Genomic DNA, 15,949 nt, shown 5'->3' with positions numbered 1-15,949 from the left:
CGATACCATTCCGCCATAGCCGTAGCCTTGCGTCTCTGCCGGCGATACCATTCCGCCATAGCCGTAGCCTTGCGTCTCTGCCGGCGATACCATTCCGCCATAGCCGTAGCCTTGCGTCTCTGCTGGCGATACCATTCCGCCATAGCCGTAGCCTTGCGTCTCTGCCGGCGATACCATTCCGCCATAGCCGTAGCCTTGCGTCTCTGCCGGCGATACCATTCCGCCATAGCCGTAGCCACTGCTCATACCGCCTATCGGATACATCCCAGGAGGACACGGATTATAGCCTCCTCCTTGGCTCACAGGGCTGACCATAGTTGGCTGCTGCCAATGACCGTAACCGCCTGTTTGTGCAGGTGATACCGTTGTAGGCATGCTGTAGCCTCCGTATTGCGGCAAAGAAGGAGCCGTTGCAGCGGGCGATACAACTGTTGTCGGGTAAGTCGATGAAGCTTCTACCGCAGGTGTACCGTATTGCATAAACAAGTCAACGCTTTGCTGATGATGGGAATAAACCGGGTACGTCTTTTTCTCCACTGGCTTCTCAATCGGCAGCGGTTTTGGCTGCGGTACAGGTTTTGCCTCCGGTAGCGTAGGTGTCACAATAGGAGCAGTTGGTGTCTTCGTTATTGGCGCAGTTGGCGTCTTCGGAATCGGAGCGGTTGGCGTTTTTTCGGTTACTGGCGCAGTTGGCGTTTTGCCAGGAATTTGCCCTGTCGGCTTTTTACCGCCAACCCATTGCTGCACGCCTTGCATGACCGACAGCGGATGAAGAGCATGATGTCCTGTATGACCGCCTGTTCCCGCTGCCGTCGTCCCCATTCCTGCTGCAGTTCCCGTTCCTGTAGACGGTGTAGTCGTCATATGGCCCGCTTTAGGCACATTGACGATTTCGCCCGTCATGAGCACATTGGGATTTTTAAGTTGAGGATTCGCTTTGATCATATCGGCGAGTGGAACTCCCCATGCTTTGGACAGCTTCCACAGCGTATCCCCCTGCTTCACCACGTATTGGTGCATAATGTCCATTCCACCCGTTTCATGGGAAGAAGACGGGATTTTAATTTTCATCCCCACCTCAATGACGTCTGGATTCGTAATGGAAGGATTAAGCTTCAAAATCTCCTCAACCGTAACATGGTGCTTCTGACCGATTAAGTAGAGGGAATCGCCTTTCTTCACTACATAAATTTTCACTTGCCGACAACCTCCTGTCACGTTCTTTAAATAACTAGCATGATTGCTGCCGTGCATGCATGCTTGCTATCAATCTTTATATTCTATGCAGCACATGGGCAGGTGTCCCCAACTTTGAAAAAAAAATAGCGAGCCGCAGCCAGCTTACCAGAAGCTGTGCGTCTCGCTATTAGCAAAATACAATACCATCGGCCTAATCCTGCCGTTTAAACTAACCTTACAATCAGTATGACATGTGTTAATTTGCCGCATATCCATTAGTTACCCATTCGACTGCTGAAGCTGCTCGTACGTAAAGCTTGGATAACAACCAAGCACGCGCACCTGACAACCGATCGCTTCAATTTCAGCAATCGCTGCCGGCAGCAGCACCGTATCAAGCGACATCTCAATGTCGATATAAAAATAAGAATTGCCCAGCTTCTTCTTCGTCGGACGCGATTCAATCCGCGACAGATTGATGCGGCGCCATGCGAACGCTGACAACACCTGATGCAGCGCACCTGGATAGTCATCCGGCAAATTCACCAAAATACTCGTCTTCTTGAAATCAGAATGCCGCGCGGTATAAGGCTGCTCGCCAACGAGCAAAAACCGCGTATAGTTGTTGCTGTGGTCGGTAATGCTCGCCTGCAAAATATCCAGCTCATTGTTCGCCGCCGCTCTTGAAGTACCTATTGCCAGCCAGCCTGCTCCCGGGTTGTCGCGTACGATACGCACCGCTTCAGACGTACTGCCGACATGCTCCGTCTCAGCATGAGGGATTTCGCTTCTAAGAAACTGCAAGCACTGCGCCATAGCAACGGGATGGCTGATTACTTTTTTCACACGGGAATAATCTACGGTGCCATACTCATTCGTCAGCTCCGAACGCCGGCCGATTAAATTTTGTATCGAAGGATATACCCATTCGGCCTGAATCGGCAAGTCCACTTCATGAACCATCCAGTCCATATGCAGGCTAACCGAGCCTTCAATGGTGTTCTCGATCGGGATAATGCTATAGCCGCTTTCCCCTTTAACCGTCGATAGGAACACATCGGCAATGAGCCGATGATGCTTCCACACTACTTCTTCTCCTGCAAAAAGCTGCCGTGCCGCTTCATCTGATACAGAGCCTGCCGGCAGCAAAGCAACTGATTTTGTCGTACTCATACGGCCTCTCCTCTAATCCGCTCAAGCAAACCTAGCGATTTTGTGCCAGCCTTTGCCTGCTCTATAGTCACGCTCGGTCCTTCCGCACATGGCTTCAGCCATAGCGTCTGGGCCTCAATTCCTTCCTGCTTCAACGTCTCCAGCAGAAAATGCTCCAGCTCCTGCTTGCGAGGGCTGTCCGACTCTACAAAAGCGATCAGCGTCGGGCCTGCGCCGCTTAAAGCGGCCCCCAGCGCGCCATAATCGGCTGCTTTGTCCAAAATCTCAGCCATGCCGGGAATAAGCGCTGCCCGGTAGGGCTGATGCAGGCGATCCCGCATCGCATGGCGAATGAGCCCAAGCTCGCCGCTGGCAAGAGCCGCAACGAGCAGCGAGCTGCGGCTCACGTTAAAGACCGCATCCTGCATGCTGATTTGTTTCGGCAGCGCATGGCGCGCCTTCTCCGTAGACAGCTGGAAGGAAGGAATCGCAACGAGCGCCTCCAGCTTCTCATGCGGCTCCAGACGAACATAATCTGCCCGCTCTCCATCCCGCCAAGCGGATACGACAATGCCGCCGAACAGCGACGCGCCTACATTGTCCGGATGGCCCTCCAGCGCTGTTGCCATCTGAAACAGCTTATCATCCGACAGCGGACTGCCGATTAACGCATTGGCGGCAACCAGCGCACCAACGATAGCTGAAGCGCTGCTGCCAAGTCCGCGTGTAAGCGGAATATTGCTGTACATCGCAATGTCCAGTTCTGGTACTTGTACGCCCGCTTCCTTGAATACAAGCTGCGCCACTTTATAAATCAAGTTTGACTTATCCTCAGGGATACCTGTCATTTCGTCTCCGTACAAGCGAAAAACCGTATGCTCAGCAACCGACATTTCAACCCAAGCATACAGGGAAAGCGCCATGCCCAGCGTATCGAAGCCTGGACCCAAATTAGCAGTGCTCGCAGGCACCTTTACGATTACACGACGGTTATTCATAACGTTATAAAGCTCCTTCGATTGCTAGTGTTGGCTTAACCTTCAACGCGATACACGCTTTTCACCTTGCGGATAACATCCAGCTCTTCAAAGGTTTGCAATACCTTCTGCATCGCTGCTTTATTCGCATCATGCGTAATGACGATAATTTCCGCCTCTGGATTGACAGGATTCGGCTGTTGCAGAACCGATTCCAAGCTTACCTCAAAGTCTGCAAATACTTGAGTAATGCGCGCTAGCACGCCTGCGCGATCTGCTACATGGAGAAGCAGGAAATATTTTGAGGAGATTTGCTCATCGGTTTTGAGCTTCTTCTCCTTATAGGTCATAATATTTTGCTTGCCGTTAACGCCAAGCTTCAAGTTTTTCACAACGGCAACGAGATCGGCAACAATCGAGGTAGCCGTAGGCATGCCGCCAGCGCCCGGACCATAAAACATCGTTTCTCCAACCGCTTCGCCATGAACATATACGGCGTTGAATACGCCATTGACTGACGCGATAGGATGCGAATGCTTAACCATCGTTGGCTGTACGCTAATGCTGAATTCGTCATCTTGACGCTCTGCGATGCCAAGCAGCTTAAGCTCATAGCCCAGGCGCTTCGCATATTGGATGTCTTCACGGCTGACCGATGAAATCCCTTGAACGGATACATCATCCAAGGCCACATTGGCACGGAAGCCAAGCGTCGCCAAAATCGTCATTTTGCGCGCAGCATCCAGTCCCTCAACGTCAGAGGTCGGATCGGACTCCGCATAGCCGAGCGCTTGGGCTTCCTTAAGCACATCGGAGTACGAAGCGCCTTCCTGGCTCATCTTCGTCAAAATATAGTTCGTCGTGCCGTTAACGATACCCATAATTTTAGTTATCCGGTCGGAGGAGAAGCCTTCGATTAAAGTGCGGATAATCGGAATGCCGCCAGCTACGCTCGCTTCATAAAGCACATCGCAGCCGTACTCCTGAGCAACAGCCAGTATTTCCGTTCCATGCAGCGCCATCAAATCTTTATTGGCAGTCACTACATGCTTGCCGCGCGATAAAGCTTCAATAATATATTGCTTCGTCTGTTCAATTCCACCCATTACTTCGACGATCACATCAATGTCCGGATTGTGGATAATTTCCCAAGGGTCCTCTGTCAGCTTGGACGGGTCGATCGAAATGTCGCGCGCTTTGCTTTTGTTGCTGACCAGCACCTTCGCAATTTCAATTGCCGAACCGGTCTGGCTTTGCAGATCCTCCTGATGTCCTTCCACGATGCGGACGACACCTGTTCCTACTGTTCCAAGCCCTAACAAACCTACTTTAATTGGTTTCATATGATTCCCTCCATTTATCCTTCAATAATATAACGTTCTATTTCATCAGCCTTGCCCGATTACGGCGGCTTTACGTACGCCCTGCTGGCTGCGAATAACATCCATTAAAGAGTCCAAATCCCCGCTGAGCTGGGAAACGTCAACTGAAATGACCACATGGGCAAGTCCTTGCAGGGGAATGCTTTGGTTCATAGTCAGCACATTGCCTTCATGCGTCGCCACGAGCGACAGCACCTTTGACAGCACGCCCGAACGATGCTCCAGCTCCATAGAAATCGTCACCAGCCGCTCACGGTTAATCTGATGCATCGCATAAACGCCATCCTTATACTTATAAAAAGCGCTCCTGCTCAGGTTCGCCTTCTCGGCTGCCTCATGCACCGTTGCCGCTTCGCCTCTGGCAAGCATTTCCTTTACCTGCAATGTCTTGAGAATGGCTTCCGGCAGCATATCCTCCCGTACAGCAAAATACCGCTGCGTCACTTCCGTCCCCCCTAAAAAGACATTTGTTCTTCTATAAAGGACATTATAGCGGAATCATAAGGCTGGGGCAATAGGTTTAAATGATAATCCGCTTTTAAACGGGAATAGTATTCAAAAAAAAACGTTCCCTGCAAAGACAAGCTTCGCAGGGAACGGATTCAATTACATATAACGGGCCGTTATCACGGCAAAGCGTCTGGCTCGCATGCAGCGCGGTCTACTGCTCTGTCCAACTTACAGTCAGCTCGGAAACTCCTTCTTCTGAAGCTAGTTTACCGCCGATGATTGAAATAAATTCGGAGCCGGAAATCGTTCCTTGAATAATAATATTTTTATCATCGATCGTCTGGGCGCCGTCCTCCAGCCCTTTTTCATTTACATAATCTTTATAGGATTGGCCTAGCTTGGCGAAGTCTTCCTTCGTCTTGAAAACAAGCAAAACCGATTTTTTGCCGTTATCGATATTTTCAGTCGAATTTGTAATAACCGCATCATCGGGAATCGGGAAATCGGCAGGCAAATAATCGGGTCTTGCACTTGCAGACGATTCTCCGTCACCCTTTGTTTCTGTCTTTCCCTCATCTGAAGGAGCTGGTGATGCAGCAGCATCGCTTGGCGTCGCTTCCGCTCCAGGGCTTGCGCTTTCCGCTGTATTTCCCGGCGCTACGCTCGCTGTTTCCTGTGGAGCTGTATTGGTTCCACCAGCAGCATTATTGCCGCAGGCGCTTACGACACCCGCTATAATAACAACAGACAATAAAGAAAACCATCTATTTTTTTTCATGTTTTAACATCCTCTCATTTCATATGAAAATCTTCATGACAGCAGCAGCTTCCTGTTTAAAATAAGCATGACAATAAAATCGTTAAGCTCATTAATGGCGAGCAAAAGCAATATTACCACATAAAGCAGGAGACGGCCAGCATTCACCATTTCCAAATATATCAATGACGCGGTTTCAGCCAGTCCTCGTAGCTGAGGCTCAACGCAGTCAATTTTCCGACCAGGTCACCGTAATTTGTGAAACGCCGGCTTCTGAAAGTGTCGTACCCAACAGCCAAATGGAATCTGTTTTATCGATTGAGCCCTCAATCATAAGCTTCGAATCTGCAAACGTCACACTGCCGTCTTCCAGCTTTTTATCTATCGCATAAGCTTGATAAAGGTCAGCTAGCTCATCCATCGACTTTTTCGTCGTAAAATTGAACAATATCACTTTTTTTCCCTCATTTACCGATTTCGAGGAAGTCATGAAAACAGCATCATCGGGAATCGGAAAATCGCTTGGCAGATCAGCCGGTCTCGCAATAGCCGAAGACGGTTCACTGCTCGCTGGCAGCTCGTCTGCCTCCGGCTCCGAAAGCGCTTCTTGTGGAACGGCTGCTGCCATCTCGGGCCATGTCTGGTCCACTGAAGCTGGGGCACTGCTCCCTCCATCCCCCGCCTCCTCGCTGCAAGCTCCAAGCCATACGGAAATACTCACCATTGTAATTAAGGAGAGTACTTTGCTTCTTTTCATTACGTTTAACATCCCTTCAACTGCTATTTTCCTTGGCATCGCAGCTTCTGCTGCCTAAGCCATGCATTCTACTGATTCAGCATACCTCCCAACACTTTTCTCTACTTGCATATGCCTCATTTACGCCGAATCAATATGTTGCTCTGTATAGCTATTACACCTTTTTGAGCAGGTTGTAACAGCTTTAGCGCCAATTTCTGAAAATACAGCTCAATGTGCACAAAAAAAGACGGCTTGCGCCGTCTCCTTGTGCCAATATTCGATTAAGCCATATAGTCGCTGCCTTCGAAAAATTCAAAGGTGAAATCGCCGATTTGCACCGTGTCGCCATCTTTGGCGCCATGCTTGCGCAGCGCTGCATCCACACCCATTTTCCGCATAATTTGGGCAAAACGCATGACCGAGTCATACGAAGTGACCTTCATACGCTTCAAATATTTCTCGATGCTTTCGCTCTCGACAACGTACAGCTCGTTCTCCTTGCGAATCGTATAGCTGGATTCCTCGCGTTTCTCGAACGTAAACACCTTGCGCTCGGTAACATCCTTCACTTCTTCGATTTCCAGATCATCTGGAACCGACTCCAGCGTATCCATCGCCTTGTACAACAGCTCCTGAACACCCTGCTTCGTCAAAGAAGACATCGGCACAATAAGGTATTCCTTCTCGCCGCGCACTTCATCCAGCTGCTGCTTAAACATCTCCAAGTGCTCGGCCGCTTCCGGCATATCCATCTTGTTAGCCGCAATAATTTGCGGTCGGTCGGCCAGCTTCTCATTGTAGAGCACCAGCTCTTCATTGATTTGCAGCCAATCCTCAAACGGATCGCGCCCCTCAGAGCCGGACATATCCAGCACGTGGATGATTACGCGAGTACGCTCGACATGGCGTAAAAACTCATGCCCCAGACCTACGCCCTCATGCGCTCCTTCGATTAATCCCGGTAAATCCGCCATTACGAAGCTGCGGTCATCACCAACGTCTACAACCCCTAAATTCGGCGTTAGCGTTGTAAAATGATACGCGCCGATTTTCGGCTTGGCCCCGGATACGACCGACAGCAAGGTGGACTTGCCTACGCTTGGGAATCCGACCAGACCTACGTCTGCCATTACCTTAAGCTCAAGCACAATCCAGCGCTCTTGGCCTTCTTCACCCGTCTCGGCAATATCCGGAGCCGGGTTGTTAATCGTTGCAAACCTTGTATTGCCGCGTCCGCCGCGTCCGCCCTTTGCTACAATAATTTCCTGGCCATGGCGTGTCATGTCGGCAATGATTTCCTGCGAGTCATCGTCAATAATGATCGTGCCGGGAGGAATGCGTACGATCATATCATCCGCACCTGCACCATGCATGCTCTTCACTTTGCCGCGCTCGCCGCGCTCGCCTTTAAAATGCTTCTGATAGCGGAAATCCATCAGCGTGCGCAAGCCTTCATCTACACGGAAAATAATATTTCCGCCTTTACCGCCATCGCCACCGGCAGGTCCGCCCTCCGGTACGTATTTCTCACGACGATAGGAGACGATGCCGTCGCCGCCGTTGCCGCCTTTTACAAATATTTTCGCTTTATCGACAAACATGTTGTGCCCCCGTTCAAGCGCGCTTTTCCGCCTTAAGCCGTATTTCCTCCTGCGGATGTTCAATATCGACCGCCTGCAGAGTCGCGCCTTTCAACTGCTGTTTTATTTGATCCTTCAATTGTTGCTCGTCAATTAGCTCGCCTTCCAGATCGAAAGCAACGTGGAGCTGCTGCCCGTCCCAATCCAGTGCCAGCGTAAGTACGGCGACTTCGCCAAAACCAGGCTTAACCGCCAGACGATAGCCATTCATTATGCCAATTAATGCTTCGGAGATTTCGGTGCTGGCAAGCGGCAGCTCAACTAAATTCAAATCCTGCTCAATGTCCACCTTCAGCTCAAGCGAGCTTGTCAGTGTACGAAAGCCCTGGATGTAGCTGACGAGTGCTGGCTCCCCAAGCTTTGAAATTTGGCTCTCCGTAAGCATCTTTGCCCTTATTTTCTCCACATATTCCACCGTTTTATCCGGTTTCTGCATCCGTGTGTAGCCATATAGCACTTGCAGGTCGTTCATCCAGTCATGCCGATGATGGTTAAGCGTCCTCATCCCCGCGGCCTGCAGGCTGTGTATCGTAAGCGCGAGCTGCTTCGCGTGCTCACGCCGCTCCGAGCGAATCCAGATGGCTGCAACAGCCGCAAACCAAAGCATGAAAAGCACAAGCAGCCAGACTGACGAAGGCCATACAAGCATAGCCACAGCCGGAAGCACAATAGAAAAAGCCGCGATGTGCTTTGCCGATTTAATGCGATCCATTCATTGATCCCACTTTCTTCCGCATGTTTCCCAGCTAATTCAGTATAACATGTCGCTGCATTAGCCGATAGGTCTTTAAGCAGCAAATGCCCCGGCCTACACGCGAGGCCGGGGCATTTGCTGCTATTATGCTTCTACTGCTGCGGCTACTGGAGCCAGGTCCACTGGATACACGCTCACTTTTTTGCGATCGCGTCCCCAACGCTCAAACTTCACAACGCCTTCGACTTTCGCATAAAGCGTATCGTCTTTGCCGATGCCTACGTTAGTTCCTGGGTGAATTTTTGTTCCGCGTTGGCGGAACAAGATGCTTCCAGCAGATACGGTTTGACCGTCAGCACGTTTAGCGCCAAGACGCTTCGATTGACTGTCACGTCCGTTCTTTGTGGAACCTACACCTTTCTTCGAAGCGAAAAGCTGAAGATTCAGTTTCAACATGAGATTTCCCTCCCTCATTCAAGAGATTGTTGTTTAATCACAACATATTTTCCGTAGGACTCTGCAATCGTATTAAGCATCACGATCATCGACTCCAGCAGCAGCTGCACCTTAAGAGTGGTTTCCTGATCAGCTAAAACCGGAATATCCGATGATAGCCATCCATTGTCCATTGCATAAGGAAGCTTCACCTCTGCCAGAGCTTCAATCGAATTGACCGTACCGACTGATACAGCCGATACGCCAGCGCAGACAATGTCTTTGCCGAGCTTCGCATACTTCGCATGACCTTTAATCTTAAACGATGTAATCCGCTTGTCAGCATTTCGTACAATCGTAACCGTGATCATAATAATCCTCTTACGCTTGGATTTTGCCGATCGTTACTTTTGTGTACGGTTGACGATGACCTTGCTTACGACGGTAGTTCTTTTTGGCTTTGTATTTGTAAACGATGATCTTTTGGCCTCTGCCTTGTTTTTCAACAGTAGCAGAAACAGTAGCGCCGGAAATAACTGGAGTACCAGTTACAAGACCGTCAGCACCGGATACAGCCAACACGCGATCAAACGTTACGCTTTCGCCTGCATTGGCGTTCAGTTTTTCGATGAAAAGCACATCGCCTTCCTGAACTTTGTATTGCTTGCCGCCAGTTTCGATAATTGCGAACATTGTGAGTGCACCTCCTTATTGTCGAAGACTCGCCTAATCCAGGTGAATGGCAGCATGGGCTGCTATTGCTTGTACCCGATCGGAGCGGTATCTGCAAGTCCGCTGTATATAACAATCAGACATACTTGAACATTTTAGCATACAAAATAGAATCAAGCAACCTCCTTTCTCCGCAAATGTCTAGCAATAAAACGATTTCTCCCGCTTCATTGTCCCAATAATTTTAATTTTGTATAATGAGGCCAGTCTTATCGAACGCTTTTTATGCAAAAGCATCTGTCTGAGGCGAGCACGCAATGACAGGCAGACGGCTCATCGTTCATGCTACCATTTAAAAGCAAAGGAAGGTTTTGCGGCATGGATGCCATACTTCGAATGAAAGATGCGCTCGACCTCATGGAGCAAAAAATGGAGGAGCGCCTCGACATCGCCGAAATCGCCAAAGCCGCCTATGTATCGCCATTCCATTTTCAGCGGATGTTCCACATGCTGACGGGAATGACGGTAGCGGAATATATTCGCAGGCGCAAGCTAACACTCGCGGCACAGGAGCTGACGTCAAGCGCCATTAAAGTCGTAGATGTTGCTTTAAAATACGGCTATGATTCCCCAGAATCATTTTCCAAGGCGTTTCGCCGCATTCATGGCATTTCGCCGTCGGAAGCGAGAGCACTAGGCGTTTCATTGAAAGCCTTCCCCCGCATTTCATTCCAGCTATCATTGAAAGGAGACAAGGACATGGATTATCGGATCGTGGAAAAAGAAGCTTTTCAAATTGTCGGCTTGTCCTATGAAGTAAGCTGTAAGAACGGACAAAATTTCATCGACATCCCTAAACTATGGGAGGCATTCAACCATAGCGACGCGCCCGCCGAGCTGTACTCCAAAGGAGACGGGGCTATTATCGGTGTCTGCCTGGACGGCCAGCCCGATAAAGAAACCTTTACCTATATGATTGCCACTAAAGTGACGCCTGATGAAGCTGATTCTGAAAAGAAATATACTGCCCGCACCGTTCCTGCGGCTACATGGGCCATATTCACTTCGACCGGTCCTCTGCCGGATTCGCTTCAAAACGTATTCCGCCGGATATTCCAGGAATGGTTTCCCGCAACTGGCTATGAGCATTCTGGAGGCCCGGAGCTGGAGGTTTATTTCGAAGGCGATACTTGCGCCGAGGATTACCACTGCGAAGTGTGGATTCCGATTATGAAAAAATGATCCGCTCAAAATGAGCGAATCACTAGTTACCGCGTGTACTAGTCATTGCGCGTTATGCTTCCAGGTGAACAACCAAATTAGCTTCAGCCTGCTGAAATCAGCAAAAGCGACCACTGGAGGGGAGGCCCTCCTGTGGTCGCTTTCTTCATTTGCACATACCATCTTCATAATGTTATTTCATGCTTAAGCCTGCGACTTCCTGCCGCTTCCTCCGCAGCACGGGCAGCGCTCTGTCAGCTGGCCCGCCGCACCCTCCCGCGCCTTTTTGCGGGTCACTTCCATAAGCCCTAGCCTTGTCCAGCCAACGACCGAGCATTTTGTCCGGTCCCGCCTCGCCCATTCATTCAGGCGCGCCATAATCCGCTCACGGTTTGATTCATTTTCCATATCGATAAAATCAATAATAATGATGCCGCCCACATCACGAAGCCGCAGCAGCCGGGCAATCTCATCAGCCGCCTCTAGATTCGTGCGGAAAACCGTATCTTCTAAATTCGTAGCACCTGTAAATTTGCCCGTATTCACATCAATAACAGTTAAAGCTTCCGTCTCTCCCCATATGAGAGAGCCGCCGCTTGCGAGCCGAATATTCGGCTGGAATGCTTCATGGACCTGCCTAGTGACGTCAAAAGCGTCAAAAAGCGCAAGCGAGGCATTCTTGTCATACAGCTTGAGCCGTTTCTCGAGCTGGGGTGTCATTTCCCTCAGCAGCGCAGCTGCTTCCTGCAGACGGGATGCATCATCAATCCATACCTCTTCCACTTCCATATCCAGCGTATCGCGGACAATTCGCCGCAGCAGCCCGGCTTCCATATGAAGGCCCATTGGTGCTTTGGCTACCTCTGCCTGGGTTATTATACGTTCCCAGTTAGCGCGAAGCTGGGCAACATCAGCGGCAAGCGACTGCTCGGTTTCTCCCGAGGCCGCTGTCCTAAGGATGATGCCTTCCTCGCCTTGCAGCAGCTGTTCGCCAACATTGCGCAGTCTGGCACGCTCGCTGTCGGCAGCAATTTTTCTCGAAACGCCTACATATCCAGCCTGCGGCATGAGTACCAGCCAGCGCCCCGGCAATGTAAAATGGGTCGTCACCCTGGCCCCCTTGCCGCCAAGCGGCTCCTTCATCACCTGTACAATAAGCTCTTGACCTGGCCGAACGAGCTCTTCAATCGAGGGTTTCGTTTCTGGCTGCTTTTCCAAATTGGGATGCAATAAATCATCTATATAAAGAAAAGCATTTTTGCCAAGGCCAATATCTACGAATGCCGCCTGCATGCCAGGCAATACGTTAATGACACGCCCTTTGTAGACATTGCCTACGAGGCCGCTTTTCTCCGACCGTTCCATAAAAAATTCCATGAGCCGGCCATCCTGCAAAACAGCTGTTTGAAGCATTTCTCCGTCACTGTGCATCAACATTTGCTTCATCTCTCAAACATCACCCGCCAGCTCTCACGTTTTCTTTTATATTAACACAAGTCGCGGCGACAGTTCCTTATCTGTTTTTGGATTCCTTAAGGCAGCAGCTCAATAACAGGCCGGTTCGGGTTGCGCTCAAGCAAATAACGGTCCACAATACGCTGCTCCGGAGCCACCCTGGCTATGCTGGAGCCGCGCTCCATTATATAAAACAGGTGATACCGCTCGCGCCACAGCAAACGAACGGCATAAACCGCAGAGTGCCTGCCATCCACCACGATAGGGCTGGCAAGCACGCCTTGCGCCATTTTACGGATGGCTACCTGGTCCCGATGCATGAGAAAGCGAAGGAATAAATACGGGATGCTCCGATTATAGGTCCAGTTCGTCATAAACAGAAACGTTCCAATGACGAGCAGATTCATTTGAATACCGCCGCCGGGACGCAGCAGCCCCAGCAGTGAAACGCTGATCATCAAGCTGCTGAGCACAAGGCTGATGCGTGCCGTCCAGCGCATGACGCTGTAAAAGCTCAAGCTATAGCTAAGGGCAGCCTGCAGCAGCTTCCCGCCATCAAGCGGATAAATCGGCAATAAATTGAATAAGCCAATCATCATATTGGCATTAACGACATAGGCCGACCATTCGGAATCCCACAGCCCCAACTGGCCGAAACCCCAGGCAGCTAGTCCCATCCATACATTTTGCAGCGGTCCGGCTATCGCTACGAGTGCATCCTCTCCTGCTGGCAGGCTGCCCGCATCCTCCACTTCAGCCACACCGCCGAAAGGCAGCAGCTTAACTTCACGAATATGCCAGCCGAAATAACGCGCTACCAGCACATGACCAGCTTCATGGACAATAACGATTGAAAACAAGGTAAACAGCTCGACAAAATAACCTGTTAATACCGAGGCCGCCATTACCAGCACAAACAACGGATGCACCGACCAGCGAATGCCCCTCCATTTAACCAAGCGGGATCACGCTTACCGGATCAATATAGCGGTCGTTTTGCTTAATTGCAAAATAAAGCAGGCTCGGCTCCTCGCCGCTTGCTCTGCGCAGGCTCCCGACCTGGTCGCCCGCTTCCACCCAATCATTCACGCCAACCGATGCATATCCTAGCTTGCCATATACGCTGACTCGTTCATCCGCATGCTGAACTACGACGGTTACTCCATCATCCGATGGCTCCGAGACTACAAGCACTCTGCCCGTTTCCACCGCATTTACTGCTTCCTCCGATGACCCTGCAAGCTCAACACCATTCAGCAGCTCGGCAAATGTACGTACGATAGCACCGCCCTCAAGCGGAGCAACGATAGGCAGCTTGACAGTCCCTTCGGCAGCCGTTGCCTCCTTCTGCTCCTCTTGAAAAATCGGAATAAACGTCGGCGCTCCTGCAAACGTTTCTTTATACCATTTGGCCGCACTTGCAAAATCCAGCTCATCATGAAGCGCCTGTGCCACATATGTTCGGCTCTCCAATGCCCACTCCTCATCGGTCTGGTATAAGCCCCATATGCCGGCGAACAATACAGCAGCCGCAATCATTTTCCAGCGCAGCTCACGAAAAAATGGATGTGGTCGTCCCCCTTTTGGCGGTTCCGCATACGGCGGTTCTCCCGGCTCATTTCTGTATCGATAATCGATACGGCTCGTCCGGCTTCGCTGATCATCCTGTATCTGCGTCCAGCCATCCCAAGGATTTGGGCTCTCTTTCCACAATTTCTCCGGATCCCTCTCCTCCTCATCCAACACGGGATAGGACGGCGGCACAGCCGGCACACTGTATTCCACTCTTGAAAGCCGCTCTTGCATGAATCCATCCCGAACGGGCTGCTCCATCAATCGTCTAATTTTCTCTTCTCGGCGCTTACGCACCGCTTCCTTCGTATCCATCATCCGTTCCTCCCCCTCTCGCTTGTCAGAGAGCTTGTTTCCTTCTACATCCTTATGAGGAAACACGGACAAGTATGCAAATCCAGCAGGCAAAAAGAAAAAGAACGCCGCCTTCTCTTCACAGAGAATGGCAGCGCCCTTCCAAGCAGCAGCTTATGTGGTTATTCAGCCAGCTCATACACTTCCTGATGGGCCTTTATACTGAATACGATACCAATACAAATCATATTCAGCAGCAGTGAAGTGCCGCCGTAACTGATGAATGGCAGCGTGATGCCGGTAATCGGCATTAGGCCGATCATCATGCCGATGTTTTGGAAAATCTGGAATACGAACATCGACGCGATGCCTATCGTCATATAGGATGCCCGTAAATCATGACATTTGAAGGCGATTATTATAATTCGATAAATGAGCAGGAAATACAGCAGCAATAATACAGCTGCCCCCTGAAACCCAAACTCCTCGCCGATGACAGCAAAAATGGAATCCGAATACGGGTAAGGAATGAACTTCCCATTTTTCATCTCGCCCTGAAGATAGCCATCCCCCGTAAGCCCGCCGGAGCCTATTGCAATTTTAGCATTTTGGGATTGATAGCTTGCATCAGCAGATGCTTCCTCAGGATGCATAAACGTATTAATCCGATTATACCAGTGCGTTAATTCTTTTTCTTTCAAATAAGTATATATTTCCGTATTGAACATATTAAACAGCGTCATGAACAAGATCAAACCGCCGACAACGACAGCAAGCCCTACAAGAACATGCTTATATTTAACATTTCCAATCCAAAGCATTCCGAGCACAATAACCAAATAAATAATCGCATTTCCTAAATCGGGCTGCATCATTACAAGCGCAAACGGCAATAGGGAAAAGGCTGCTATCGGTAATAAATCTTGAGAAAAGCCTAATCTATCGCCTTTTCTTCTTCCCATAATGTAGGCAATACCGATAATCAAAAAGATTTTCATGATCTCTGCCGGTTGAAAGGAAAAACTGCCGAGCTTAAACCAGCCTTTCGCTCCATTGATGACAGAGCCGAAGAAATATACCATTATGAGCAATGTAACACCAAATCCGTACAATATATGCCAGGTTTTCAGTAAAATACGATAATCAAACAATGCGGCAAAAATAGCAATAAAAAAGCCTACTGCATAAAATATCATCATTTTATTTTCTGAACCAGCATAATTCGTATCATGAAAAGTTGCACTATGGATAACAAACAAACTAATAACCATCAGACAAACCAGGATTGCAATAATACCCCAGTCAATTTTTTTGAATTTATTTAGCACAA

The 15,949-nt window shown here is 49.8% G+C and carries 17 protein-coding genes; 1 reads left to right on the top strand and 16 read right to left on the bottom strand.

Annotation, left to right across the window (positions count from 1 at the left end):
• The 12 genes from AC50X8_RS27810 to rplU all read right to left on the bottom strand — a co-directional run.
• Window positions 1-1,197, bottom strand: a 1,197-nt coding sequence (locus tag AC50X8_RS27810; protein ID WP_494882791.1) for a LysM peptidoglycan-binding domain-containing protein, incomplete at its 3' end; no start/stop codon positions are given.
• 261 nt (window positions 1,198-1,458) lie between these two features.
• Window positions 1,459-2,352 (bottom strand): prephenate dehydratase, encoded by an 894-nt coding sequence (gene pheA / locus AC50X8_RS27805; protein WP_056039941.1) that lies wholly within the window; start codon window positions 2,350-2,352, stop codon window positions 1,459-1,461.
• Window positions 2,349-3,329 carry a homoserine kinase gene (gene thrB, locus AC50X8_RS27800; RefSeq protein WP_494864022.1) on the bottom strand — a complete coding sequence of 327 codons (981 nt, stop codon included), beginning with the start codon at window positions 3,327-3,329 and terminating at the stop codon, window positions 2,349-2,351. The genes pheA and thrB overlap by 4 nt, the downstream gene beginning before the upstream one ends.
• A gap of 35 nt (window positions 3,330-3,364) precedes the next feature.
• Complete coding sequence (locus AC50X8_RS27795; protein WP_494882789.1) at window positions 3,365-4,651, bottom strand: homoserine dehydrogenase; 1,287 nt, start codon at window positions 4,649-4,651, stop codon at window positions 3,365-3,367.
• Window positions 4,652-4,696: 45 nt separating this feature from the next.
• Window positions 4,697-5,134, bottom strand: a complete 438-nt coding sequence (locus tag AC50X8_RS27790) for an ACT domain-containing protein (RefSeq protein ID WP_056039935.1) — start codon at window positions 5,132-5,134, stop codon at window positions 4,697-4,699.
• 217 nt (window positions 5,135-5,351) lie between these two features.
• Window positions 5,352-5,918: a hypothetical protein gene (locus AC50X8_RS27785; RefSeq protein ID WP_494882787.1), complete on the bottom strand. Its 567-nt coding sequence runs from the start codon at window positions 5,916-5,918 to the stop codon at window positions 5,352-5,354.
• A 208-nt stretch (window positions 5,919-6,126) separates the two neighbouring features.
• Window positions 6,127-6,654, bottom strand: a complete 528-nt coding sequence (locus AC50X8_RS27780; protein WP_494864024.1) for a hypothetical protein — start codon at window positions 6,652-6,654, stop codon at window positions 6,127-6,129.
• A 263-nt stretch (window positions 6,655-6,917) separates the two neighbouring features.
• Complete coding sequence (obgE, locus tag AC50X8_RS27775) at window positions 6,918-8,237, bottom strand: GTPase ObgE (RefSeq protein ID WP_494882785.1); 1,320 nt, start codon at window positions 8,235-8,237, stop codon at window positions 6,918-6,920.
• A 13-nt stretch (window positions 8,238-8,250) separates the two neighbouring features.
• Window positions 8,251-8,988, bottom strand: coding sequence for a Spo0B domain-containing protein (locus AC50X8_RS27770; protein WP_494882783.1), 738 nt, complete (start codon window positions 8,986-8,988; stop codon window positions 8,251-8,253).
• Window positions 8,989-9,114: 126 nt separating this feature from the next.
• The gene (rpmA, locus tag AC50X8_RS27765) at window positions 9,115-9,426 is read right to left on the bottom strand and encodes a 50S ribosomal protein L27 (protein WP_046229372.1); all 312 of its coding nucleotides are present in this window, start codon (window positions 9,424-9,426) and stop codon (window positions 9,115-9,117) included.
• Window positions 9,427-9,440: 14 nt separating this feature from the next.
• Complete coding sequence (locus AC50X8_RS27760; RefSeq protein ID WP_494882781.1) at window positions 9,441-9,776, bottom strand: ribosomal-processing cysteine protease Prp; 336 nt, start codon at window positions 9,774-9,776, stop codon at window positions 9,441-9,443.
• 10 nt (window positions 9,777-9,786) lie between these two features.
• Window positions 9,787-10,098 (bottom strand): 50S ribosomal protein L21, encoded by a 312-nt coding sequence (rplU, locus tag AC50X8_RS27755; RefSeq protein ID WP_056039921.1) that lies wholly within the window; start codon window positions 10,096-10,098, stop codon window positions 9,787-9,789.
• 357 nt (window positions 10,099-10,455) lie between these two features.
• Between rplU and AC50X8_RS27750 the strand changes: the two genes are divergently transcribed.
• Entirely contained in the window at window positions 10,456-11,319 is an 864-nt protein-coding gene (locus tag AC50X8_RS27750) for an AraC family transcriptional regulator (RefSeq protein WP_056039919.1), read from the top strand.
• Window positions 11,320-11,502: 183 nt separating this feature from the next.
• On the opposite strand, the gene AC50X8_RS27745 is transcribed toward AC50X8_RS27750, so the two are convergent.
• From AC50X8_RS27745 to AC50X8_RS27730, 4 genes are all read right to left on the bottom strand, one after another.
• Entirely contained in the window at window positions 11,503-12,744 is a 1,242-nt protein-coding gene (locus tag AC50X8_RS27745; protein ID WP_056039917.1) for an Rne/Rng family ribonuclease, read from the bottom strand.
• Window positions 12,745-12,830: 86 nt separating this feature from the next.
• Window positions 12,831-13,712 (bottom strand): M50 family metallopeptidase, encoded by an 882-nt coding sequence (locus AC50X8_RS27740; protein WP_056039915.1) that lies wholly within the window; start codon window positions 13,710-13,712, stop codon window positions 12,831-12,833.
• Window positions 13,705-14,706 carry a peptidoglycan DD-metalloendopeptidase family protein gene (locus AC50X8_RS27735; RefSeq protein WP_494882801.1) on the bottom strand — a complete coding sequence of 334 codons (1,002 nt, stop codon included), beginning with the start codon at window positions 14,704-14,706 and terminating at the stop codon, window positions 13,705-13,707. The genes AC50X8_RS27740 and AC50X8_RS27735 overlap by 8 nt, the downstream gene beginning before the upstream one ends.
• Before the next feature lie 95 nt (window positions 14,707-14,801).
• Window positions 14,802-15,947 (bottom strand): FtsW/RodA/SpoVE family cell cycle protein, encoded by a 1,146-nt coding sequence (locus AC50X8_RS27730; RefSeq protein ID WP_056039911.1) that lies wholly within the window; start codon window positions 15,945-15,947, stop codon window positions 14,802-14,804.
• Window positions 15,948-15,949: the final 2 nt, after the last annotated feature.

This window comes from Paenibacillus sp. JT22N15, assembly GCF_059383755.1.
The sequence above is the reverse complement of the archived record's forward strand: the minus strand, read 5'-3'. Positions and strand labels throughout refer to the sequence as shown.

What these genes read in the sequence shown, in the direction of transcription:
- AC50X8_RS27785 (WP_494882787.1), bottom strand. Translation starts at nt 5,918, where the DNA reads ATGAAAAAAAATAGATGGTTTTCTTTATTGTCTGTTGTTATTATAGCG.
- rpmA (WP_046229372.1), bottom strand. Translation starts at nt 9,426, where the DNA reads ATGTTGAAACTGAATCTTCAGCTTTTCGCTTCGAAGAAAGGTGTAGGT.
- AC50X8_RS27770 (WP_494882783.1), bottom strand. Translation starts at nt 8,988, where the DNA reads ATGGATCGCATTAAATCGGCAAAGCACATCGCGGCTTTTTCTATTGTG.
- AC50X8_RS27750 (WP_056039919.1), top strand. Translation starts at nt 10,456, where the DNA reads ATGGATGCCATACTTCGAATGAAAGATGCGCTCGACCTCATGGAGCAA.
- AC50X8_RS27745 (WP_056039917.1), bottom strand. Translation starts at nt 12,744, where the DNA reads ATGAAGCAAATGTTGATGCACAGTGACGGAGAAATGCTTCAAACAGCT.
- thrB (WP_494864022.1), bottom strand. Translation starts at nt 3,329, where the DNA reads ATGAATAACCGTCGTGTAATCGTAAAGGTGCCTGCGAGCACTGCTAAT.
- pheA (WP_056039941.1), bottom strand. Translation starts at nt 2,352, where the DNA reads ATGAGTACGACAAAATCAGTTGCTTTGCTGCCGGCAGGCTCTGTATCA.
- obgE (WP_494882785.1), bottom strand. Translation starts at nt 8,237, where the DNA reads ATGTTTGTCGATAAAGCGAAAATATTTGTAAAAGGCGGCAACGGCGGC.
- AC50X8_RS27795 (WP_494882789.1), bottom strand. Translation starts at nt 4,651, where the DNA reads ATGAAACCAATTAAAGTAGGTTTGTTAGGGCTTGGAACAGTAGGAACA.
- AC50X8_RS27780 (WP_494864024.1), bottom strand. Translation starts at nt 6,654, where the DNA reads ATGAAAAGAAGCAAAGTACTCTCCTTAATTACAATGGTGAGTATTTCC.
- AC50X8_RS27760 (WP_494882781.1), bottom strand. Translation starts at nt 9,776, where the DNA reads ATGATCACGGTTACGATTGTACGAAATGCTGACAAGCGGATTACATCG.
- rplU (WP_056039921.1), bottom strand. Translation starts at nt 10,098, where the DNA reads ATGTTCGCAATTATCGAAACTGGCGGCAAGCAATACAAAGTTCAGGAA.